The sequence below is a fragment of the Amycolatopsis sp. NPDC043889 genome (assembly GCF_056435645.1).
Genome location: NZ_JBWKEC010000001.1, coordinates 676371 through 699141, shown reverse-complemented (window position 1 = coordinate 699141; position 22771 = coordinate 676371). Strand labels below are relative to the sequence as shown.

The following is a 22771-nucleotide window of genomic DNA, read 5'->3' as shown; positions in this document are numbered from 1 at the left end:
GGAGGGGGCTCTTCGTGGTTTCGAGGCGGTTTTCCGGGGGCATTTCCGTGCTGAGTCCGCCCGCGGGCGGAGACCTCGGCAAAGGAGTCTTCAATGACAGTCACCGGCATCATCACGGCGATCGTGGTCGGTTTGATCCTCGGGGTGCTCGGCAGGTTCTTCGCCCCCGGCAAGCAGTCCATCCCGATCTGGCTGACCATCATCGTCGGTATCGTCGCCGCCTTCATCGGTACGGCGATCGCCCGTGGACTCGGCTACGCGGACACGAAGGGCTTCGACTGGCTCGAACTCATCACCCAGATCGTCATCGCCGGTATCGGGGTGACCCTGGCCGCGAACCTCTACGGACGCCGCGGTGTCACCCGGTAAGGGGTCTTGAGGCGCGATGAGCCCGAATCGGTGTCACCGTGGGCTCATCGATCTCCAGCGAAGGAGGAACCATGTTGGGTGGCCTTTGGGGCATCATCACCACGATCGTGGTCGGGCTGATTCTCGGTGTCATCGGCCGGATGCTGGCGTCCGGCGATCAGAAGATCCCGATGTGGCTGACGATCGTGGTCGGCATCATCGCCGCTTTCATCGGCAACTGGCTGGCCGGTGTGTTCGGTGTCCGTGACACCCCGGGCATCGACTGGATCCGGCACGCCTTCCAGGTCGGCGCGGCCGTCGTCGGCGTCATCGCCGCGGCCGCCATCTACGCGAAGGTCAAGGGCGGCGGGCACCGCGCCGTGACCTGACCGGGGCTACGGTCGGCCCCTGTGACCACTCGACTCGATCTCAGTGGCCAGGGGCTGACCTCCCTGCGCGACCTCCCTCTCCCTGCCTCGCTGGAGTACCTGGACCTGTACGACAACCGGCTGACGTCCGTTCCCGACGAGCTGTGGTCCCTGTCCGGGCTCCGTGTGCTGAATCTGGCCGACAACCGGCTGACCACCGTCTCGCCCTCGATCGGCGCCCTGCGGAACCTGCACACCCTGGATCTGGGGCACAACGAGCTTTCGACCCTGCCGGACGAACTCGGCGAGCTGTCCGGGCTGACGGAATACCTTTACGTGAGCGACAACCGGCTCACCGAGTTCCCCGCCGCGCTCTGCTCGCTCGGACGGCTGAAATATCTGGGCTGCACGGACAATCGCATCTCCACACTTCCGGAAGACCTCTCCGGGCTGGCCTCGTTGCGCGAATTCCGCTTGTACGGCAACGGGTTGACCGAACTACCGGAATCGATCGGGACGCTTTCCGCGTTACGCGAACTACACCTGCGGAAGAACCTGCTGACTTCCCTGCCGTCCTCTCTCGGGGAGCTGAACGAGCTGCGTCAGCTGGACCTGCGCGAGAACAAGCTCACTTCGCTGCCGTCGTCCATCGCCCGGCTGTCCAAATTGGACAAACTGGACCTGCGCTGGAACAAGGAGTTGCGGGAGCCGTCGTGGCTCGCGGACTTCGAGGCTCGCGGCTGCATGGTGCTGCGGTGAGCCTCAGAGCCTGATGGCGGAGCTGAAGATGTACTCCGAAAAGTGGCCGAACGCGTGAACCCGCCCTGCCGACGTCGATCACGGACGCGGGTTCACCAACAGGAACTCAGGTGCAGATGATCGCGGCCCGCGGCGAGTAGGTCGCGTTGCGGGTCTCCCGGCGGACCTCCGTCCCGGTGACGACGTCGACGAGCACGCGGGTGTCCGAGGTGCTGAACCCGGCCGCGCCGGGATCGGGTACGCACCCGGGGCCAGAGCCCATCTGCACGGGCTGGGGGACGTGGGAGTGCCTCTCCCCGCCGACGCTCTGCACCGAAAACCGTTTGGTGCCCCAGATCCGCACGGTCACCGAACCGTTGGCGGGGATCACCTGGATCGCGATCCCGGTCGGGGCGTCGTTGACGATCTGCAGCTCGACCGGCGAGCCGTCGTCGTTGATCGCCTTCACGTCGCGCGCGACCGGATAGCGGTCGAGGTAGTGGTCGTGTTCCAGATGCCCGCCATCGGCCAGCCCCGCCAGGTACGCGGCGTTGTAGAGCGTCGTCGCGAGCTGGGAGACACCGCCGCCGACCACGACCGGCCCGGTGCCGTCTTCGTTCACCGGAGCGGGGACGTAACCCGCGTCCGCCGTCCTCGCTCCGGACCGCGCGCCGAGGCTGAACGTCTCGTTCGGCTTCACGATGGCGCCCGAGACCCTGCTCGCCAGTGCCTGCACGTTCGTCATCGCCGGCCCGCTCAGGCCCGACGTGGTGAATTCGCCGATGATCTCGTTGATGCCGAGGACGTTCGCCGCGTCGGTGCTGACGGCCGGGCTGCTGGCGTCGTAGACCGCCTTCAGCTCCCGCTCTTCGCTCTTCGCGAGCACCGAGGTCAGCGTCGAGAACGTGTGGTCCCAGTTGATCTTCCGCGCGTCCTTCGACGGCTGCACCGCCGGCCTGTCGCCGACGAAGACGATCTGCGCGTCCGCCCCGTCGGTCTCGGTCTCCTTGAGCTGAGGCTGCGCGGCGGCGCGCAGTTTGCCCTGGTCGATGCGGACTTCGAGGTTGCCGTCGTCGCGCGCGGCGAACTGGAAGGACTCCGCGATCGTGGCGGGCTTCAGTGTCGCGTCCTTGCCCTCGCCGCGGATGACGAGCGGTTTCGCGACCGCGGGGACGACGATCTTGACGAGCGCGGCGTGCACACCGGGCGAAGTCGCCTTAACGGGCGCGACGTTCACCTTCAGCTCGACACCTTCGTCGCCCAGCCAGCGGTCGATGACCGCGGTGACCGCCTCCTTGACGTCGGCGAGCGTCTGCCCGTTCCGCGGCTCGACCGCGGTGGCGACGACGCCGCCGTCGCTGCCCGCGACGGGCTGGAACGTGATGTTCCCTTCGACCGGCGGGCGGTTCAGCTGAGCGGCGGCGAGGTCCGAGACGGCCTTTTCGAGCTTCGGCGCGTCGGTCCAGGTGACGACACCGACCTCGCGGCTGCTGAAGAACGACATCAGCCGCGTGTACGGGCTCAGCGGCTGATGACCGGCGCGCCCCAGCGTCTGCGGCCAGTCCAGGCCGAGACCGGACGACGTCGGGTACAGCACCGTCCGGACGTCGCCGGCCCGCACCCGCACCGGCTCGATCAGCCTGGGCTCCAGCTCACGGCGGAGCTTCGACTCCGCCTCCTTGTGCGTGAGGCCGCCGACGTCGATCCCCGCGACCGTGACGCCGCGCGGGACGTCCCCGGCGCTGACGATCAGATCGACCGCGTACGCGACCACGAACAGGCCCATGAGCACCCCGGTGACCATGAGGGCCTTGCCGAGTCCCCGGCGGAACTTCGACGCGGGCGTAGGCGGCGGATTCACCACCCTGTCACCCTCGAAGAGCTCGTCCACCAGGCCCTGGTCGGAGTCCGGGAGGAGATCGTCGGTGAACAGGCCGGCACCCGGCTCGTCACGGTCTTCGCGCACCGCCCCTCCCGTGGCTCGAGTTACAGGTACAACCCCGTGCCGTGTTCGGTCCGTTCGGTCGCCACGGCGTGGATGTCGCGTTCCCGCATCACCAGGTGCCCCTCACCCTGGATCTCGACCTCGTGCTGGTCATCCGGGTTGAACAGCACGCGGTCGCCGGTCTTGACGTTCCGCACACTGTTGCCCACGCCCAGTACATCACCCCACGCGAGCCGCCGCGCGACCTGCGCGGTGGCGGGGATGACGATGCCGCCGGAACTTCGGCGCTCCCCGTCCTCGGGGGACAGCTTCACGAGCACCCTGTCCTGCAGCATCTGAATCTCGAGTTTCGGCCGATCTGACACGAGTACGACTCTACTTACCCGGATCGCCCGCCATGACCAGGCTCAGCACGCTTTCTCCGCCCTTTTCGAACCGCACCGGGACGCCCCAGTCCTGCCGGGTGATGCGGCACGCGGGGTGCTCGCCTCCGTCGTCACAGCTGGCGGCCTGCGCGACGACCTGAAGGACCCCGCCGGTGACGCCCTCGGCGAAGCGGAGCTTGCGGAACAGGTCCGTGCCCACCCCGGCGCCGTCGGCGAGCAGTTCCGGCGGCGACGCGCTGATCTCCAGCCGCGTCGACGGGCCGAACCGGTCGTCGAGCTTCTCACCCGGTGGCGGGGTGAAGACGACGGAGAACTCCAGCTCACCCGGCGCCAGCACGGTCGGCGGACGGCGGACCGCGTGCGCGTCCCCGGCCACCGCCTGCTCACCGAGCGGCACCGGACCGACGCGGCTTCCCGCCGACTCGACGACCAGAAGTTCGCCGTCGTGCACGAGCAGTCCGGACGGCTCCGCGAGACCGGTCGCGAGCGTGGTCACCCGGCGGGTGAGCGGGTCGTAGCGGCGGATGGCGCCGTTGTAGGTGTCGGCGATCGCGATGGTGTCGCCGGGCAGCACGGCGAGGCCGAGCGGATGTTGCAGGAGCGCCTTGTCCGCGGGCCCGTCGACGTGCCCGAAGGAGAACAGGTCGACGCCGACCGCCGTGTGCACGGTGAACGTCTCGCCCTCGGGCTGGATCCAGCGCAGCGCCGACGTCTCCGCGTCCGCGAGCCACAGCTTCCGTCCGTCGGGCGTGAGACCGGACGTCTGCGCGAAGAACGCTTCGTGGACGTCACCGTCACGCAGGCCTTCAACGGTCGTGCCGGCGAAACGGCGGATGGTGCCCGAGACGGGCTCGAACACGCTCAGCGTGTGGTTGCCCGCCATGGCGACCACGACACCGCCCGCGGGTCCCCACCAGGCGACGTCCCAGGGGCTGGTCAGGTCGATGTCGAGCGCCTTGCCGGTGTCGACGCCGTCGCGCCACTGACGGCCGGTGCCGGCGACAGTGGAGACCTCACCGGTGATCAGGTCGATACCGCGCAGCCGGTGACCGGCCGTGTCGGCGACGACGGCGTGGTACCCCGCGCGCTCGGCGACCTCGTACGGCAACAGGGTGATCCCGGACGGCTCGGTGAAGCTCGCCAGGTCGAACGGCCCGTCCTGCGCGCCGCGCTCTCCGCTGCCGAAGCGGCGGATGATCGTCTCGCCGTCGGACGCGAACTCGACGATGGAGTGATTGCCGGTGTCGGCGACCAGGATGCGGCCTTCGGCGGTGGTGACGGCCTTGCTCGGGAAGCGCAGCTCGGTGCGCTTCTCCTCGGCCGGGACGTACGGGCTGCCGCCGCGGCGCAGCGTGCCCTTGGCCTCGTGGGTGGCGACGAGGTCGGCGATCACCCGGCGCAGCGCCTCGGCGTGCCCTTCACCGGCGGCGACGTGGACGACGTAACCCTCGGGGTCGACGACGACCAGCGTCGGCCACGCCTTGACCGCGTACTGCGACCAGGTGGCCATCTTCGGGTCGTTGAGCACCGGGTGGTGCACTTCGTAGCGCCGCACGGCGGCCTCGATCGCGGCCGCCTCGCCCTCGTGCAGGAACTTGGGCGAATGCACGCCGATGGTCACCAGGACGTCGGCGAACTCGGCCTCCAGCGGGCGCAGCTCGTCCAGCACGTGCAGGCAGTTGACGCAGCCACTGGTCCAGAAGTCCAGCAGGACGACGCGGCCGCGCAGCCCGGCGAGCGTGATCCGCTCACCGCCGGTGTTGAGCCACCCGTCGCCGTCGAGCTCGGGCGCCCGGACGCGGGACTGCGTTCGTGGAGAAGTCACGACATGAGTGAACTACACGCGCGGCCGTGCTGTTCCGAGGTCCAGGCGTTGAGAGGGCGAGCTCACCCCGAGGGAGGAGCCCCATGTGGGTGATGAGGGAGTGGTGTTAAAAGAGAAGGCGCCTTCGCGTTGGGCAATTTAGGCTCGAACACATGTCCACTGTTGAGCACGCCTTCACCATCGAGGAGGCACACGATCTCCAGGCGAGCTTGGCCGAACCCGTGCGTCCCGGGTTGAGCGAGGCCGAGCTCGACGACGTCGAAGCCCGCTTCGGCTTCCGGTTCGCCGCCGACCACCGCACCTTCCTCTCGGCCGGGGTGCCGATCGGCGACCGCTGGCCCGACTGGCGCTGCGGCAACCCCGACCAGCTGCGGAAACGCCTGGACTGGCCGGTCGACGGAGTGCTGTACGACGTCGAACACAACGGCTTCTGGCTGCCGGACTGGGGCATGCGCCCGCATCACCTCGCCGACGCGCTTTCGCGGGCCCGCTCGCATCTGGCGCTCGCCCCGCAGCTGGTTCCCGTCTGCGGGCACCGGTATCTGCCGGGAATCGCCGGGAGCACGGGATATCCGGTGCTGTCGGTGTATCAGACCGACATCGTCTACTACGGCTACGACCTGCGGGGGTACCTGCGGCACGATTTCTGTGGCGAGCCCTTGGGCCCGCCGCCGTCCGGCGGGCCGCGTCAGGTCGAGTTCTGGTCGCGGTTCGTGGAGTGAACGGACTCGGCGGCGGCCTTCAGCCGGGCCAGCGTCGCGGCGATGTTCGCCCGGTTGGCGTCGTCCCGCTTCCAGACCCCGGTGAACAGCGACGTCGGCCCGCGCAGCCAGCCCGGCCGCCGGTCCCACGTGCTTTCGACGGCCACGCAGCCGTCGCCCGAGGGCTCGATGTCGTACTGCCAGCGCGCGACGGGAAGACCGGCGACGGTGGTCACCTCGAACGCGAACCGCTTGCCCTGGTCGGCGTCGGTGATCGTCGAGAGAGTGCTCCAGCGGCGGAACCCCTGGCGGTTGCGGCCGCGGAACTTGGCGCCGACGGCGGGCTCCTTCGCCGCACCGACCCAGCGGTGCCCTTCGTACTCCTCGGCCATGTCCGCGAGGGCGCCCGGGTCGCTGACCAGGGCGTACACCTTCTCGGGCGGGGCGGCGATCGCGATCTTGCCGGTGGCGCTGGGCTGCGTCATCACATACCTCCGTACTGAGGGTATGTGAAATACCCTCAGTTGTCGCGGCGGAGCATCCGGCTTATGCCGGCCGCCACCGTCGTCGCCAGCACCCAGCCCGAGGCGGTGAACCCGGCCGCGACCCAGTTGTCCATGCCGTGCATGTACCAGCGCGACTTGTTGCCGAAGTCGACGATCGGGACCAGGAGGTCGATCGTGTACAGCACCGGGTTCCACTGCAGCCCGGTGTCGTCCTGGTTGACCAGGCACCGCGGCCCGCTCACCGTGAGCTTGGGGTTCGTGATGCAGTCGTCGACGCCGAGCCCGAACCACAGGCTCCCCAGTACGAGCAGCGTCAGCAGCCAGCCGAGCGCGCGCACCGGACGGAAGCCGTAGCCGACCATCGACCGCTGCAACCAGCTCCACACGTGCACGCCGGGTCCGAAGAACTTGAAGCCCTTCGCGAGTGCCTCGTACCGGAACTGCTGTTTCTTCAGCAACACCGTGGACGCGTGCTCTTCATTACCGGACGCGCGCAGCGTCGCCGCCAGCTGGTCGTAGGGCCCCGGGCGGTAACCGTCCATCGCCTTGCGCAGCAACGCGATCCGATGGTCGATCGCCCGGTCGTCGTCGAGCGCGATGTCCTCTTGCAGTGCGTCGTAACGGAAATCCTCCAGCTCGATCCCGCTCGCCGACGCCCAGAACGCCTCGTTGTCGCCCAGCGTCCCGCAATGCGCGCGCCGCAGCACGATCCGGCCGTCCGGCGGAGCGCCGGGCGTGAGCAGGAATTCGTCGGCCGAGACATCACTGCCGTCGAGCGCGATCCCGTGCTGTGGCAGGGAACCCAGTCGCGCGCCGCGGAAGTCGACGCGCCGCGCGACCTGTGCGCCGTCGAGGTTGACCCCGCCCTGCGCGACGAACGGGCGTTCCTTGTTCTCGGTGAGGATCAGGTCCCGGCCGATCCGCGCGGTACGGACGTCCAGCGAGTAACTGGTGCGCGTGCGCGCGCCTGGCTCGGTCAGGCTCGTGCCGAAGAGGTTCACGCTGCCGCCGATCTCGGCGCCCTGCAGCCGCAGGGTGCCCTGAACGGTCGCGTCGGTGAGCTGGAAGTTGCCCGCGACCTTCGCGCGTCGCGCGGAAAAGACGTCGCGGCGCGGGTGGAGGAACATCGAGTTCCACGCCAGCACGTTGCCGCCGACGGTGATGTCGGCCATGCGCAACTGCCCGGACGGCACCCGCAGGCTCGTCGCCTCCAGATCGCCGCCGATGGTGGTCCCGTCGAGGTGGATCGCGCGGTCGTAGTAGGGAATGGTCTGCCCGCGGACGACCTGGACCTCGGCGCCGGCCAGCCGCAGCGACCCGCCGATCCGGGCGTTGACCATCCGCAGCGTCCCGGTCGCCTGCATCCCGTCGCTCAGCTCGAGGTTCCCCTTGACCGTCGAGCGATCCGCGACCAGCGCCGGCCGCGGATCGATGTACGGATCGTTCGACTTCCACGCGTCGACGACGATCGGCCCGGCCTGGTTCACCGAAAGCCTTGCCTCGCGCAAAATGATGTCACTGTCCACAGTGGCGCTCGGCAGGAACATGATCCCACTGGCGGAGAAGCGTTTCCGCTGCGCGGCGGGCCCGTAGTTGTCCACCTCGCACAACAGGCTGCCGCCGATGTGGATCCCGTTCCCGTTGAGCGCGAACCCGTCCCGGTTGTTCAGCGTCGCGCCGGAGAAGTTGACGTTACCGCCGGCGCGCATCCCCGGGATGCGGACTTCTCCGTTGGCCACCAACCGATACGCCAGCAACGCGCCGACGATGTTGACCCGGTCGGCCTGGATCGCCTTGCCGCGCGGATGCGTGATCACCGTGCGGGTCAGCACGACGGAGCCCTCGATGACCGCGTCGGTCAGGTTGACCGCCGCGTTCGGCATCCCGCGCTCACGATCGTCGCCGCGCTGGACCGTGGTCTCCTCGATCTCGTGCTCGGCGTCGACGTGCACGACACTGCGGATGAGGCGGACGTCGTTGCGGGTGCGGAGGTTGCGCGCCTTGAGCCCGGGCAGCCAGCATTTGCGGAACACGAGCCCGAGCAGATGCGCCTCGCGGACGTCCGGCGGATGCTCGAACCGGCACCGCTCGAACCGGAACAGATACTTGATGTCGGCCGCGCGCAGATCGAGCGTCCCGGTGATGTACGCGTCCTCGACCTGCACGATCGGCGCGTTGGTCGCCTGGCGACGCCAGCGGAGCAGCCCCGTCGTGCCCGGCTTCATCAGCTCGGACGCCGGGACCTCGTACCGCTTGTCGGGGTTCGGATCGAACGGGTCGAGCGGCGGCAGCGACGTGTCGCCGTTCTGGTCGCCTTCCCCCGGATCACGCGGCCCGTTGTTGCGCCGAAAACCCGGCATCGTTTCGTTCCCTCCCCCGTCGTTCCTCGGGCACCAGCGAAGCCGATCACGCATGGGATTCGCAAGTGGCCCAGGGCAGTAGACCGGAAGCTGCCACGTGCCTACGACGGCAGAACGGCCGACTCGGGTGCTGGACCAGGCCGTTTCTCGCGGCGTCGGTGATCTTGAGCGGATTCGGCGTGAGGGCGGCGGTTCGCTGCTACGGTCACTCAGCGGAGTCGGTGTTGGACTACGGGTAGGTCGCGCCCTTCGCGGCCCGTGCGGGGAGGCACGACAGTGCTGGGCCGCACTCGCCCGCGCAGCACCGGTAGCACTTCGCTCCACAGCCGAACCATGGCGAGCTCGGTTCCAGACAAGCGAGAGCAGGAAAGGCCCCGAATGTGACGGCTCATCATCGCCTCGACGATCACCTGCACGACTTTGCTGCTTGCGACGGCTTGCTACGGTGACAAGACCTCGGGGAGCCCCACCTCTGCACCGGCGTCGTCCTCGGGCCTACCGCGAGCAGGTGCCCCTGCCGTGCGAAGTCCACTGAAGACCGACCTGCTGACCACGGATCCCTGCGGCGCTGCTACCAAAACCGAGGTCGAAGGCGTGGGAGGAGCCCTCAAAAGCACAGCGGCCGAAGACATCGCGAGCGGAAGCGGTTGTGCCTGGATCTTCGCCGACTCCGCAGGGAACGTCAGCGGCGCATTGAACGTCAGCCAGCCCGACGGCCTCAGTCACCTATACGCGCTCAAAGCTCAAGGTAGCGGCGTAACGACGTTCAAACCACTGCCGGACATCGCCGGGTATCCGGCAGTCGAGTACGCGAATGGTGGCGAAGGTCAAGGCGCTTGTCAGCTCGCAGTAGGCCTCCGCGACGACGTGACATACGTCCTGGTCACGCAACTGCGGCGTGGTAGCCCCTACCTGGACGACCCGTGCGGCTTGAGCGTGAAGATCGCAGAGTTCACGATCCAGCATCTGAAGGCGGTCCAATGACCTTCCGGCGATGCGAGAGCTCATCGCCGTCCCTGGCTGGCCGCTGGCAGCGGAGCGCACCTGCCAGTCGATGTACGGACCAGAACGCCTCCTGCACCACACGCACGGCACGTCCGCCGAGTCGGGAAGGACGAGCCGAGGGCGGCGGCCTGGGCTTTCTTGATCAGACAAAACCGTCTTTCAGGCCAGACCACGCTGATCGTCCCATCTTTCGATGGTGATCTTCCGCGAAGGGGCTGATCAACGGTTTACCTGCTGCTATCGTCACCGATTGGAGTCAGCAGAGAACTACGGGTAGGTCGCGCCCGATGCGGCCCGTGCGGGGAGGCACGTCATGACAGGACCGGGAAGCGGCCCACAGAGGGCCAACGACCAGGCCAACGGACCGGGGTCGCAGGCGACGCCCGACTACCGCGATCTGGGCACCGGGCAGGCCAAGGCCGACTTCGCCGCCGCCTCGGCGAACGGCGGCTGGGAGTTCGATGCCGAGGCCATGGACAAGGTGATCAAGTCTCTTGAGGATTGCCTTCAAGGTGACTTCGCGATCGCCCAGAACGAAGCGACGTGGCTGACCCAGATCAAGCCGCCGGGTGCAGAGGTCGGCAGCGAGGGTTACACGCAAGCCGCTGTCACTTCTGGTCGGTCCTATCAAGACTTTCTCCGAGGCGCCCGCGCCTATACGGACGCCTACGTGAGCACTCTGATCGAGATCAAAACGGCCTATCAGAATCAAGACCAAGCGGCGATCGACGCGCTTCGCCAGATCGGAAAAGTCGACTGATGCGACCTCGAGCCATTCCCATGATCGCCGCAACCATCGCCGTGGTCGCACTGTCCGGCGGTTGCAGCGACAAGAATCCGGGAACCGCCGAAACTCCGGCGCCCACCGCGCCGTCCTCCTCGACACTGCCTTCTGATGGCGCACCGAGCGTGACTGATCCGATCACTGACACCTCCGTGGTCGAGGCAGACCCTTGCCGCGCGATCCCGACTGCTCAAGTGGAAGAGGTCGGCGGCAAGGTCGAAAGTTCCCGTCTGGACAAGATGGCCTTGGGCAACGGTTGCACCTGGTTGTTCGCCGGGAGCCCCAGCAACGTCAACGCCGGGCTCGTGACCGGCAACAAGGACGGCCTCAGTTCTCTCTACGCGCAGCACAAGTCCGGTGGTCTCACCACTTTCAAGCCGGTCGAACCCATCGAGGGCTATCCGGCGGTCATCTACGCCAACGGCGGTGAGGACGAAGGCACCTGCACGTTGGCGGTCGGTGTTCGGAACGACCTTGTGTACACCGTGATTCCGCGCCTGTCGATGAGGCATCCCGGTTTTTCCGACGCGTGCGGAATGGCGACCAAGGTCGCGGCCGCCGCGATCAAGAACTTCAAAGGGGCGTAGGTCATGACCTACAGCGGTTGGGAGATCTTCACCAAGCTCAACACCTACCCCGAAACCACAGCGACTCTGGACAGGGCACAGCAGGCCTCTCACACCTTGATGGACATCCATCACAGAATGAGCAGGACGCTGGAGTCCAGCCAGACGGCGCTGAGTTCCTTCTGGAAGGGCAAGGCCGCCGACAGCGGTACAGCGGGCCTCGCCCCGCTCATCGCGACCTCCAAGATCGCGGGCGAGAACATGGACCGCGCCCGTCAGTCGATGTTCGACCAGAACGCCTCTTTCCATTACACGCGCGGTAATGTCCGCCCGGTCGAGAAGGAACGCGCGGGGGACAGCGGGCCCGAGGACGTCTTGTCCATCGGGGCGAGTGACGACGAGATCGCGGCGGCGAAGTTCGACGCGGACACGAAGCACAACGTCGAGATCTACGAGCCGTACTACCAGAGCACCCAGCCGCGGCAGCAGTCGCTCGCGCCGGCGTATCCGGCCGCGCATGATCCGAACGTTTCGTCGGGGCCGATCACGCCGGATCCGATCGATCCCGGTCAGACCAAGGTCAGCGGGTTCAGTGGCGGGCCCGGCGACTCCGGGCGGCACAGTGGTCCCAGCGGGTACACCGGCGGGCCGAGTTCGTACAGCGCGCCTCCGGGGGCCGAGGGGTATCAGGCGCCGAGGCCGCCGCAGGTCCCGCCGACGCCGAGGATTCCGCAGGTACCGCGACCGCAGCCTTCGCCGCAGCCGAACGATCGGACCGAACTGTCCCAGTGGGACCGTGGGACGCAGGTACGGCCGGGCGACCACCGCCCGCCCGGCTTCGGCCCCGGTCCTGGCGGCGGTCCTGGAGGTGGCGGCAGTGGATTCGGCCCGGGAACGGGCGGCTTCGGGCCCGGCGCAGGCTTCGGGCCGGGTGGCTCGACGGGCGGGCCGGGGAGCATGGGGCCCGGCCGCGGCGTCGGCGCCGGCATGCCCGGTGAAGGCGCGATGCGCGGCACACCGGCGGGAGGACCCGCGGCCGCGGGACGCCCCGGAGCGCCTGGCATGGGCGGCGGCGGGATGGGCGCCGGTGCCGGCAAGGGCAAGGGCGGCGAGGACGAAGAGCACCAGCGCAAGATCACGCTGCAGGAAGAGGACGGCGACTCCCTCTTCGGCGGTTACGACGGGGACAAGCCGGTTCCGCCGGTGATCGGCGCGTAATCGTGCTGCGGAAACCCGTCGAGCTCACACTCCAGACCTACGAAACCCTGCTGGACCAACACAATCTCGGCGACATCCACCCGACCCTCGTCCGCGGCGCGCAGTGGTATCTGCCCGAGGAACGCCGCGAGCTCGCGGCCACCGCAAAGTCCGAATTGGACAGACAAGGACTGCTCACCCGTGGCCGGATCGACGACGAATTCCTCGACACGCTGCGATTTCTGCAGCGGCCGGCAGTGGAGTACTACTCGTGGGTGAAGTCCGAAGGGCGTGAGCGGACCGTTCGCGCCGCGGGAAGTGGCCGGGAAGCGGTCACGGTGGTCTTGGTCGACAAAGTCGTCTACCTGACGCCGACGCGGCCGGACACACTGGCGCAGGATTTCACCGGCCTGCTCCCCGAGGCTCCCGCCGCGCGCACGCCGTCCTTGAACTGTTCGGAAGACGATCTGCAGGTCCTGATGAAGGGCGAAATGCTGACCGGCACCGGCCCGAGCATCCGTGACGCGAAGAAGATCCTCCAGTGGATCCGGTCGCCGCACACCTTCTTCGGCAGGCTTTACGTCGCCATCCGTGATGGTGGCGGCAACCGGAAACGCGTCGAAAGACCACCGGGCTGGATGGACACCGAACAGGGCCGCGTCGTGTTCGGCCCGGACGCCAAGGGCTGGGTGAGCCTCATGGGCGCCGGGCCGCACGAAATCGTCGCGAAGGTCGTCCAACTGGAGTCGCAGCTGCGGGGACGCTAGCCCTGGTGGTTCGGATTCAGGACCCGCGAGAGGAACGTCTTCGTGCGTTCCTCCTGCGGGTCCCCGATCACCTGGTCCGGCGAACCCTGCTCGACGACCACACCGCCGTCCATGAACAGCACGATGTCGGCCACCTCTCGGGCGAACTGCATCTCGTGCGTGACGACGAGCATCGTCATGCCCTCCTGCGCGAGCTGCCGCATGACCGCGAGGACGTCACCGACCAGTTCGGGGTCGAGCGCGGACGTCGGTTCGTCGAACAGCATGACGTCCGGGTTCATCGACAGCGCCCTGGCGATCGCGACGCGCTGCTGTTGCCCGCCGGAAAGCTGCGTCGGCAGCGAAGACTCCTTCTCCGCCAGCCCGACCTTCGCGAGGTTTTCCCGCGCGATGCGCTCCGCCTCGTCTTTGCCACGCTTCAGCACCTTGCGCTGCGCGACGGTGAGGTTTTCGAGCACGCTCAGATGCGAGAAGAGGTTGAACGACTGGAAGACCATGCCGATCTTCGTGCGGGCGCCGTCGATGTCGACGTCCGGATCGGTGATCTCGCTGCCGTTGACCACGATCTTGCCCTGCTGCGGTTCCTCGAGGAGGTTGACGCAGCGCAGCAGCGTCGACTTGCCCGAACCCGACGGGCCGATGATGCAGACGACCTGGCCGCGCTCGACGTGCAGGTCGATGCCCTTGAGCACTTCGAGTTCGCCGAACGCCTTGTGCAGTCCCGAAACCTCGACGATCGTCTGGGTGCTCATACCGTTCCTCCGCCGGGCACTCCGGCTCCGTATTTCTTCTCTAGCCGCTGCTGCAGGATCGACAGCGGGATGGTGATGACCAGGTAGCACAGACCGGCGACGACGATCGGGGTCAGGCCCTTGGCCTCCAGCAGCGCCTGACGGCTGAACTGCGCGAGTTCCTGCTGCGCCGGGGTGGTGCCGAGCAGGAACGCCAGCGACGAGTCCTTCGTCAGCATGATCAGCTCGTTGGCCAGCGGCGGCAGGATGATCCGGAACGCCTGCGGGATCACGACGGTGATCATCGTGCGGGCCGGCGACATGCCGAGCGAACGCGCGGCCTCGACCTGCCCGCGCGGCACCGCCTGGATACCGGCGCGGATGGTTTCCGCCATGTAGGCGGACGACACGATACCCAGCGCCAGCATGATCGCGACGTTGCGCGGCAGGGTCGTGTCGAACGCGGTCGGCACGCCGATGCCGACCGCGAGGAAGATCAGCAGTGCGGGCAGACCGCGGAAGAACTCGATGTACCCGCGCGCGAACCAGCGGTACGGGCCGACCGAGGAAAGTCTCATCAGGGCGAGCAGCAGGCCCATCCCGAGGCCGAGCGCGAAGCCCAGCGCGGTGAAGACGATGGTGTTCTTCAGTGCGACGGTGATGACGTCCGGGAACTGCTTGGCGGCGACTTCGAGATCGAAGAACGCCTTGCCGATCCGGCTCCAGTCGGCCAGCAGCGCGAGCACGATGACGATCACCAGCAGCAGGACGTACTGCCCGGTCCGGAAGGCCGAACGTCGCTGGCGGCGGCTCAGAGCCATTTCTCTCCTCAAACAGGTGGCGACAAGCCTGTGGCCGGTGCGCTGGCACCGGCCACAGGGCGGCTTCAAACTAGTGCTAGGCGGCACCGCCCGGCTGCCAGGTCGGCGCCTTGCCGAACCACTTCTGGTAGATCTGCGCGTAGGAGCCGTCCGCCGCGGCGGCCTTGAGCACCTCGTTGATCTGGCCGAGGAGGGCGCTGTTGCCCTTCTTCACGCCGATGCCGTAGAACTCGTTCGTCTTGAACTCGGTGACGACCGTCGTGTCCGGGTTCGTCTTCGCGAAGTCGTAGAGCACGCCGTTGTCGTTGACGCCCGCGTCGACCGTGCCGTTCTTGACGGCCTGCTCCAGCAGCGCGAGGTCGTCGAAGGTGACGATCTCGGCGCCGGCGGCCTTCTCCTTGGCGTAGTCGGCGCCGGTGGTGGCCGACTGGACACCGATCTTCTTGCCCGCGACGTTGGACAGGTCCTTGATCGGCGAACCGGTCTTGACCAGCAACGCCTGGGTCGCCTCGAAGTACGGGTCGGAGAAGTCGAACTTCTCCTTGCGCTTGTCGGTGATCGTCATGCCCGCGGCGGCGAGGTCGCACTGTCCGGTGTTCATCGCTTCGCCGGACTCGATGGTCTCGAAGGCGATGTCGACGATGCTCTGCTCGACACCCAGCTTCTTGCCGACCAGGTCGACCAGGTCGACGTCGAAACCGACGATCTTGTCACCCTGCTTGACCTGGAAGGGCTGGTAGGGCAGGTGCGTGCAGGTGGTGATCTTGCCGGACGCGACGAGCTGGACGCCGCCGGCCGCGGTTCCGCCTTCCTCGCCGCACGCGGACAGCGCACCCGCGGCCAGGGCGAGCGCCGGGATCAGGGCGAGCGCTTTGAATCGAGCCACGTCGTCACTCCTCGTAGTTCCCATGTGTCGAGAGCACGCATATTGCCACTCATCCGGCGGCAAGCACAGCACTGCGACGTTACAGCGCCGTTTCGGCCGTCACGGGCGTTGCATGAGGTATCGCGCCGGCATGGCAGGGTGAGCGAGTATGGCGACCATGAACAACAACCCGGCGCCGCGGCTCCCACCTGCGGGCCGCCGCCCACGGACGACGACGTCGGCGCGGCGCGCGGCGAGGCCCGGGGCGCAGTTCGACGGCTATCTCTCGCCGTCCCGGCCGCACGCGGGCGCGTACGACGAGATGTTCACGGCGGACGGGACGGTCCGCCAGCCGTACCGGGCGCTGTACGAATCGATCTCCGCGCTGACGTCGGCCGACCTCTCGTCCCGCTCGGCGGCGATCGACCGGGCCATGGTGGACCAGGGCATCACGTTCTCGCTGTCCGGCCAGGAACGCCCGTTCCCGCTCGACCTGGTGCCGCGCGTGATCACCTCCGCCGAATGGAGCAAACTCGAACGCGGTGTGGCACAACGGGTCCGCGCGCTCGAGGCCTTTCTCGCCGACGTGTACGGCGACCGGCAGATCCTGCGCGACGGCGTTCTCCCGCGACGGCTGATCACCTCGTGTGAGCATTTCCAGCGCGAGGCGTTCGGGATCAACCCGCCCAACGGCGTCCGCATCCACGTGTCCGGTGTGGACCTGGTGCGGGACGAGGACGGCACCTTCCGGGTGCTGGAAGACAATCTCCGCAACCCGTCCGGCGTGTCGTACGTCATGGAGAACCGCCGCACGATGGCGCGCGTGTTCCCGGACCTGTTCGCCCAGCACCGGGTCCGCCCGGTCGGCGACTACGCCTCGCATCTCCTGCGCGCGCTGCGGGCCGCGGCCGCGGCGAACGTCGCCGACCCGATGGTCGTCGTGCTCACGCCCGGCGTGCACAACTCCGCGTACTTCGAGCATTCGCTGCTGGCCCGGCTGATGGGGGTCGAGCTGGTCGAAGGCCGCGACATGTTCTGCCGGGACAACGTCGTCTACCTGCGCACCACCGAGGGCGAGCAGCAGGTCGACGTCATCTACCGGCGGATCGACGACGAATTCCTCGACCCGGTGCACTACCGGCCGGATTCCGTGCTCGGCGTGGCCGGGATCCTGAACGCGGCGCGCGCGGGCAACGTGGTGGTCGCGAACGCGGTCGGCAACGGCGTCGGCGACGACAAGCTCGTCTACACCTACGTGCCCGAGATGGTGAAGTACTACCTCAACGAGAAGCCGCTGCTGCCCAACGTGGACACCTTCCGGTGCTGGCTGCCGGACGAGTTCGACCACGTCATGCGGCACATGGACGAGCTGGTGATCAAACCGGTCGAGGGTTCGGGCGGGTACGGCATCGTGTTCGGCCCGGACGCGACACAGGCCGAGCTGACCGCGTTGAAGCGGAAGGTCCGGGCGAACAAACGCGGCTGGATCGCGCAGCCGGTGGTCCAGCTGTCCACCGTTCCGTCCAAAGTGGACGACCGGCTGGCGCCGCGGCACGTCGACCTCCGCCCGTTCGCGGTCAACGACGGCAAGGACATCTTCGTGCTGCCGGGCGGGCTGACCAGGGTCGCGCTCCCGGAGGGCAGCCTGGTGGTCAACTCGTCGCAGGGCGGCGGCTCCAAGGACACCTGGGTGCTGGCGCCGCGATCCTCGACGGCGGAGCGGGAGTTGGAGCGCCCCGCACTCGGCGCACTGTCCCAAGTGGACGGACTGGTCGCCGAACAGGGTCCCGAGCTGACCACCACCCAGCAGCAACAGCAGCAACAGGCATAAAGGGAGGTTGATGTGCTCGCCCGCAACGCGGAATCGCTGTACTGGATCGGCCGGTACGTCGAACGCGCCGATGACACCTCCCGGATCCTCAACGTCTCCGTGCATCAGCTGCTCGAAGACGCGAGCGTCGACCCGGACCACGCGAGCCGCCAGCTGCTCGCCGTCCTCGGCATCACCCCGGAGGGCATGGACACCCTCGACGTGTGGAAGCTGACCGAACTGGTCGCCTACGCCAAGGACAATCCCGCGTCGATCGTCGGCTCGATCAACTCCGCCCGCGAGAACACGCGCGGCGCCCGCGAGGTCGTTTCGACCGAGCTGTGGGAATGCCTGAACGCGACGTGGAACGCGGTGCCGGACAGGCAGCGGTACGCGCGCCGGGCCGGGCCGCACGCGTTCCTGTCCTTCGTGGAGGAACGGGCGGCGATGTTCGCCGGGCTCGCGGATTCGACGATGAGCCGCGACGACGGCTGGTTGTTCATGGTGCTCGGGCGGTCGGTCGAACGCGCGGACATGGTCGTACGGCTGCTCCTTTCGCGAGTGCAGGACAGCGCGTCGTCACCCGGCTGGATCACGGTGCTCCGTTCGGCGGGCGCGCAGGACACCTACCTGCGGACCTATCGCGGCGCGCTCGACGCCGGCCGGGTCGTGCAGTTCCTGTTGCGGGACACGCTCTTCCCGCGTTCGGTGTTCCACGCGCTGCGGCAGGCCGAGGAATGCCTGGAGCGGCTGGACCCCGGCGTCAACTCGCGGGCCAACGAGAAGTCCGAGGCCTTGCGGCAGCTCGGCCGCGCGCGCAGCGAGCTGGAGTTCCTGCGGCCATCGGATCTGCTGGAGGACCTGCCGAAACGGCTCGGCGCCCTGCAGACTTCGATCAAGGACATCGGCGACGCGGTTTCGGTGCAGTACTTCCATTCGTCGCCTTGGGTGGCCTGGAGCGGTGCGGAGGTTTCGCTGTGACCTGGCAGCTTCGGGTGGCCCACCGGACCGGATACCGGTACGCGACACCGGCCACGCAGTCGTACAACGAGGCGCGGCTGACCCCGCGCTCCGACCGGCGGCAGACCACGGTCGTGAACCGCGTCGAGACGACGCCGGCGACCCGCGCCTACCGGTACACGGACTACTGGGGCACCGTCGTGACCTCGTTCGACCTGCACGCGCCGCACACCGAGTTCACCGTGCTCGCGACGTCGGTGGTCGAGACGGCCGACGAAGGCGAGCCGGTCCGCTCGGCGACGTGGAAGGACCTTCGGAGCGACACCGTCGTCGACCACCGCACCGAGTACCTGACGCCGACGCCGTACACGCCGCGCGATCCGGAGCTGTCGAAGGTCGCGCGCGAACTGCGGAAGGGGCTCGACCCGGCGGAGGCCGTGCTCGCGGTCTGCGAATGGGTGAACCAGCAGCTCAAGTACCAGCCGGGGACGACCGGCGTGCACAGCACGGCGACCGACGCGTGGCGTGCGCGCGAAGGGGTCTGCCAGGACTTCGCGCATGTCACGCTGGTGATGCTGCGCGCGATCGGCGTCCCGGCGCGGTACGTCTCCGGCTACCTGCACACGAAACCGGAGGCGAAGCTCGGCGAGACGGTCGAAGGCGAGAGCCACGCCTGGGTCGACGTGTGGACCGGCGGCTGGTGGGCCTACGACCCGACGAACGCGATCCCGGTCGGGCCGCGGCACGTCTGGGTCGCGTACGGCCGCGACTACGCCGACGTGCCGCCGCTCAAGGGCATCTTCACCGGCGGCGGTCAGTCCACTTTGGACGTCTCAGTGCAGCTGACCCGGCTGACGTGAGCTGTCGTGAGTGATTTGGGTCGTCAGAACTTGAGATGGGGCGCTGCGCGCCCGCTCGCGGGTGGGATGAGAATGCCGGTTCTGACGCCGTGAAGGCCTCCTTCCCTACTGTGAGGGTAGGGAAGGAGGCCTTCACGGCATCCCAGGCACTGACCACGTGCACCACCGATCACACCAGCCTTACCTGCAATGATTCACATACCAACGACCCAAATCACTCACGACAACCCGGCGCTCAACTGCGCGCGTGCGCGTCCAGGATGTGCGCGACCGCTTCGGTGACCCGCTGAGCGAAGTCGATGTTCAGCCACTCGTCCGGCACGTGGATGTTCGAGTCCGGCCCGCAGGCGCCGGTGACCACGAACTGCGCGTCCGGGTACTTCTCGCCGAGCAGCCCCATGAACGGGATCGATCCGCCCATGCCGAAGCTCTTGTGCGGCGCGCCGAAGACCTCGCCGCTCACGTGGTGCAGGACGTCGTCGAGCCACGGCGCGGTGTCCGGCGCGTTCCAGCCGTTCTCGGCCTGGAAATCGCCGAGCTCCACCGAAGCGTCGTACGGCACGTCGGTGGTCAGCACGCGGCGGACCGCCTCCATCGCGGCCTTCGCGTCGGCCGTCGGCGGGAGGCGGAAGCTCAGGGTGAGCGTGGTGCTGTCGCGCAGCACGTTGCCCGCGTCGGCCGGAAGCGGGAAGCCCGCCGCACCGATCACCGAGAGCGTCGGCCGCCACGAGTTGTTGAGCAGCAGTTCCAGGTCGTCGTCCGAGACCGTCCGGCCGACCACCGGGAACAGCGTCTTCGCCGCGCCGGGCGCGATCTCGACGACACCGCGAGCCTCTTCGACGCGGTTCTCCGGGATGTCGACGCTCAGCTCGGCGAGCTTGATCTCGCCGGTCTCGACGTTCTCGATCCGGTCGATCAGGGCACGCAGGACGCGGAACGAACTCGCCACGATGCCACTGGCCATGCCGGAGTGCTGTGCGGACTCGAGCACCTTCACGGTGACGTTGACGTGCAGCATGCCGCGCAGGCTGGTGGTCAGCCACAGCCGCTTGTAGTCGGTGCCGCCGGCGTCGAGGCAGACGACCAGCGAGACCGCGCCGAGCTTCTCCTTCAGGTGCTCGACGTAGGCGGGCAGATCCGGGCTGCCGGACTCCTCACCGGTCTCCAGCAGCACGACCGCGCGGGAGTGCTCGCCACCGGCGGCGCGCACGGCCTCGATCGCCGTCGTCGCCGCGTAGCCGGAGTAGCCGTCGTCGACCGCGCCACGGCCGTACAGGCGCCCGTCGCGGATCACCGGCGTCCACGGGTCGAGCCCCTCGGACCAGCCACCGACCGGCGGCTGCTTGTCGAGGTGCCCGTACATGAGCACGGTGCCCTTTTCGGCCGCTTCGGACGTCGCCGGGATGTCGACGACCAGCAACGGGCTGCGGCCTTCGAGCTCCACGACCTCGAGCGTCGCGCCGGGGATCTCCCGTGCGGCGATCCAGGAACGGACATGCTCGACGGCGGCGGCCAGATGGCCGGTCTTCGCCCACTCGGAGTCGAACGCCGGCGACAAGGCGGGGATCGCCACCAGGCCGGACAGGCTGGGAAGGACGTCGTTCGTCCAGTTCGAAACCACGGTTTCGCGTACGGATTTCTGCTCCACGTCCGCCATCCTGCCACGGGTCGCGGAGGGTGTGATGGATCACAGCGGCGGGCACGGATCGTCATCGGCCAAGCCGGGCAGGACACCCGTCCGGACGAGTCGTCCGCTGGTCGGCCCGCGGGTGAATTCCCTACTTTCGGCGGCCCCACACTCGGGCTTCCTAGCATTTTCCCTGATCAGGCACCCTTTCTCAGCAACAAATCAGCATCCGCCACTGACCAAAACCGCGTCCGGCATGCCAGGATGTCCGCACGAACCGTCAACGCCGATGGTGACCCAGCGCTTCAGATCCGACGCGCTGGTCCCCGCCGGCGCAGTCACTGTGGCCGCCACAAGTGGCCGCCAGAGGCGCCGACATCAAGGAGAGCAGCGCATGCCGTCCGAACACTGGACGCACCCGGAGCCTGGAGATGGTCCCGCCGCCGTAGCGGCGCAGCCTTCCCCCGAACAGGTGATCGCCGGTTTGCGAGCAACGAGCGAAGGTGGCGCTGAGCTGACTCAGCTGCTCACCCCCGAAGGCGAACGGATCTCTTCGCCGCAATTCGACCGCTACGTCGACGACATCGACACAGAAGCCCTCAAGGGCCTGTACCGCGACATGGTCCTGGTCCGCCGCGCGGACCGCGAGGCCAACGCGATGCAGCGCCAGGGCCAGCTCGGCATCTGGGTGCCGCTGCTCGGGCAGGAGGCCGCGCAGATCGGCTCCGGCCGCGCGCTGCGGAAGGGGGACATGGCGTTCCCCAGCTACCGCGAGCACGGTGTCGCGTACACCCGCGGCGTCGACCTCAAAGAGGTGCTCGGCATCTTCCGCTGCACCGATCACAGCGGCTGGGACTACAAGGCCCACGGCTTCCACCCGTACACCATCGTGATCGGCAACCAGGTGCTCAACGCCGCCGGTTACGCGATGGGCCAGAAGTTCGAAGGCAAGGTCGGCGACGACGACAGCGAAGCGACCATCTGTTACTTCGGTGACGGAGCGACTTCGCAGGGCGACGTGCACGAAGGCTTCGTCTGGGCAGCCGTCTACGACGCGCCGCTCGTGTTCTTCTGCCAGAACAACCAGTGGGCGATCTCGGAGCCCACCGAACGCCAGTCGCGCCTGCCGCTGTACCAGCGCGCCCGCGGCTACGGCTTCCCCGGCATCCGCGTGGACGGCAACGACGTCCTCGCCTGCCTCGCGGTCTCCCGCTGGGCGCTGGAGGAGTGCCGCCACGGCAACGGCCCGGTGCTGATCGAGGCGTTCACCTACCGGATGGACGCGCACACCACCACCGACGACCCCACCCGCTACCGGCTCTCCGACGAGCTGGAGGAGTGGAAGCTGAAGGACCCGATCGAGCGCGTCCGGGCGTACCTCGCCCGCGGTGGCGGCGCCGACCAGGCGTTCTTCGACCAGGTGCAGGCCGATTCGGACGCGTTCGCGGCCGAGCTGCGCGACTACTGCTTCAACATGCCCGAGCCACCACCGGACCGGATCTTCTCCAACGTGTACGCGGAATCCACGCCGCTGCTGGACGCGCAGCGCGAAGAGTACTTGTCCTACTTGGACGGTTTCGTCGGGGCGGGTGAGCACTGAA

At 68.0% G+C, this 22771-nt stretch carries 22 protein-coding genes; 13 read left to right on the top strand and 9 right to left on the bottom strand.

Annotation, left to right across the window (positions count from 1 at the left end):
- Positions 1–93 precede the first annotated feature (93 nt).
- The 3 genes from AC0685_RS03500 to AC0685_RS03490 all read left to right on the top strand — a co-directional run bounded on the left by AC0685_RS03500 (position 94) and on the right by AC0685_RS03490 (position 1475).
- The gene (locus AC0685_RS03500; protein WP_340686134.1) at positions 94–369 is read left to right on the top strand and encodes a GlsB/YeaQ/YmgE family stress response membrane protein; all 276 of its coding nucleotides are present in this window, start codon (positions 94–96) and stop codon (positions 367–369) included.
- 71 nt (positions 370–440) lie between these two features.
- The gene (locus AC0685_RS03495; protein ID WP_037307283.1) at positions 441–737 is read left to right on the top strand and encodes a GlsB/YeaQ/YmgE family stress response membrane protein; all 297 of its coding nucleotides are present in this window, start codon (positions 441–443) and stop codon (positions 735–737) included.
- 21 nt (positions 738–758) lie between these two features.
- Positions 759–1475 carry a leucine-rich repeat domain-containing protein gene (locus AC0685_RS03490; RefSeq protein WP_478224064.1) on the top strand — a complete coding sequence of 239 codons (717 nt, stop codon included), beginning with the start codon at positions 759–761 and terminating at the stop codon, positions 1473–1475.
- A gap of 106 nt (positions 1476–1581) precedes the next feature.
- On the opposite strand, the gene AC0685_RS03485 is transcribed toward AC0685_RS03490, so the two are convergent.
- The 3 genes from AC0685_RS03485 to AC0685_RS03475 are packed head-to-tail and all read right to left on the bottom strand — an operon-like array spanning position 1582 to position 5610.
- Positions 1582–3420 (bottom strand): VanW family protein, encoded by a 1839-nt coding sequence (locus tag AC0685_RS03485; protein WP_478224062.1) that lies wholly within the window; start codon positions 3418–3420, stop codon positions 1582–1584.
- A 20-nt stretch (positions 3421–3440) separates the two neighbouring features.
- Positions 3441–3734 carry a GroES family chaperonin gene (locus tag AC0685_RS03480; protein WP_007032412.1) on the bottom strand — a complete coding sequence of 98 codons (294 nt, stop codon included), beginning with the start codon at positions 3732–3734 and terminating at the stop codon, positions 3441–3443.
- Between the two features lie 40 nt (positions 3735–3774).
- Positions 3775–5610 carry an NHL domain-containing thioredoxin family protein gene (locus AC0685_RS03475; protein ID WP_478224061.1) on the bottom strand — a complete coding sequence of 612 codons (1836 nt, stop codon included), beginning with the start codon at positions 5608–5610 and terminating at the stop codon, positions 3775–3777.
- A gap of 152 nt (positions 5611–5762) precedes the next feature.
- Here AC0685_RS03475 and AC0685_RS03470 point away from each other — a divergent pair, with 152 nt between their 5' ends.
- On the top strand, positions 5763–6332 hold the full coding sequence (locus AC0685_RS03470) for a hypothetical protein (protein ID WP_478224060.1): 570 nt from the start codon (positions 5763–5765) through the stop codon (positions 6330–6332).
- Here the strand turns inward: AC0685_RS03470 and AC0685_RS03465 are convergent.
- Together AC0685_RS03465 and AC0685_RS03460 are read right to left on the bottom strand one after the other, a co-directional pair.
- Positions 6299–6796: an SRPBCC family protein gene (locus AC0685_RS03465; RefSeq protein ID WP_478224059.1), complete on the bottom strand. Its 498-nt coding sequence runs from the start codon at positions 6794–6796 to the stop codon at positions 6299–6301. The two genes, AC0685_RS03470 and AC0685_RS03465, sit on opposite strands and share 34 nt — an antisense overlap.
- Before the next feature lie 35 nt (positions 6797–6831).
- A complete protein-coding gene (locus AC0685_RS03460) occupies positions 6832–9177 on the bottom strand; it encodes an oxidoreductase (protein ID WP_478224057.1) in 2346 nt (781 codons plus the stop codon).
- 420 nt (positions 9178–9597) lie between these two features.
- Here AC0685_RS03460 and AC0685_RS03455 point away from each other — a divergent pair, with 420 nt between their 5' ends.
- From AC0685_RS03455 to AC0685_RS03435, 5 genes are all read left to right on the top strand, one after another.
- On the top strand, positions 9598–10161 hold the full coding sequence (locus tag AC0685_RS03455; RefSeq protein WP_478224055.1) for a DUF3558 domain-containing protein: 564 nt from the start codon (positions 9598–9600) through the stop codon (positions 10159–10161).
- A 334-nt stretch (positions 10162–10495) separates the two neighbouring features.
- Positions 10496–10942 (top strand): hypothetical protein, encoded by a 447-nt coding sequence (locus tag AC0685_RS03450; protein WP_478224053.1) that lies wholly within the window; start codon positions 10496–10498, stop codon positions 10940–10942.
- 20 nt (positions 10943–10962) lie between these two features.
- Positions 10963–11553, top strand: a complete 591-nt coding sequence (locus AC0685_RS03445; protein WP_478224051.1) for a DUF3558 domain-containing protein — start codon at positions 10963–10965, stop codon at positions 11551–11553.
- Positions 11554–11556: 3 nt separating this feature from the next.
- A complete protein-coding gene (locus tag AC0685_RS03440; RefSeq protein ID WP_478224050.1) occupies positions 11557–12750 on the top strand; it encodes a hypothetical protein in 1194 nt (397 codons plus the stop codon).
- Between the two features lie 2 nt (positions 12751–12752).
- Entirely contained in the window at positions 12753–13496 is a 744-nt protein-coding gene (locus AC0685_RS03435; protein WP_478224048.1) for an ESX secretion-associated protein EspG, read from the top strand.
- Here the strand turns inward: AC0685_RS03435 and AC0685_RS03430 are convergent.
- The 3 genes from AC0685_RS03430 to AC0685_RS03420 form a co-directional block, all read right to left on the bottom strand.
- A complete protein-coding gene (locus AC0685_RS03430) occupies positions 13493–14248 on the bottom strand; it encodes an amino acid ABC transporter ATP-binding protein (RefSeq protein WP_340686123.1) in 756 nt (251 codons plus the stop codon). The genes AC0685_RS03435 and AC0685_RS03430 overlap by 4 nt on opposite strands.
- A complete protein-coding gene (locus AC0685_RS03425; RefSeq protein ID WP_125679484.1) occupies positions 14245–15048 on the bottom strand; it encodes an amino acid ABC transporter permease in 804 nt (267 codons plus the stop codon). Before AC0685_RS03425 ends, AC0685_RS03430 begins: the two co-directional genes overlap by 4 nt.
- Before the next feature lie 76 nt (positions 15049–15124).
- On the bottom strand, positions 15125–15934 hold the full coding sequence (locus tag AC0685_RS03420; RefSeq protein ID WP_478224046.1) for a basic amino acid ABC transporter substrate-binding protein: 810 nt from the start codon (positions 15932–15934) through the stop codon (positions 15125–15127).
- A gap of 148 nt (positions 15935–16082) precedes the next feature.
- On the opposite strand from AC0685_RS03420, the gene AC0685_RS03415 reads away from it, so the two are divergent.
- The 3 genes from AC0685_RS03415 to AC0685_RS03405 are packed head-to-tail and all read left to right on the top strand — an operon-like array spanning position 16083 to position 19543.
- Positions 16083–17744, top strand: coding sequence for a circularly permuted type 2 ATP-grasp protein (locus tag AC0685_RS03415; RefSeq protein ID WP_478224044.1), 1662 nt, complete (start codon positions 16083–16085; stop codon positions 17742–17744).
- Positions 17745–17756: 12 nt separating this feature from the next.
- Complete coding sequence (locus AC0685_RS03410) at positions 17757–18704, top strand: alpha-E domain-containing protein (RefSeq protein ID WP_378366479.1); 948 nt, start codon at positions 17757–17759, stop codon at positions 18702–18704.
- The gene (locus AC0685_RS03405; RefSeq protein WP_340686119.1) at positions 18701–19543 is read left to right on the top strand and encodes a transglutaminase family protein; all 843 of its coding nucleotides are present in this window, start codon (positions 18701–18703) and stop codon (positions 19541–19543) included. Before AC0685_RS03410 ends, AC0685_RS03405 begins: the two co-directional genes overlap by 4 nt.
- 235 nt (positions 19544–19778) lie before the next feature.
- On the opposite strand, the gene AC0685_RS03400 is transcribed toward AC0685_RS03405, so the two are convergent.
- A complete protein-coding gene (locus tag AC0685_RS03400) occupies positions 19779–21191 on the bottom strand; it encodes a M20/M25/M40 family metallo-hydrolase (RefSeq protein ID WP_478224042.1) in 1413 nt (470 codons plus the stop codon).
- Positions 21192–21564: 373 nt separating this feature from the next.
- Between AC0685_RS03400 and pdhA the strand changes: the two genes are divergently transcribed.
- Positions 21565–22770 carry a pyruvate dehydrogenase (acetyl-transferring) E1 component subunit alpha gene (gene pdhA, locus AC0685_RS03395; protein ID WP_478224040.1) on the top strand — a complete coding sequence of 402 codons (1206 nt, stop codon included), beginning with the start codon at positions 21565–21567 and terminating at the stop codon, positions 22768–22770.
- Position 22771: the final 1 nt, after the last annotated feature.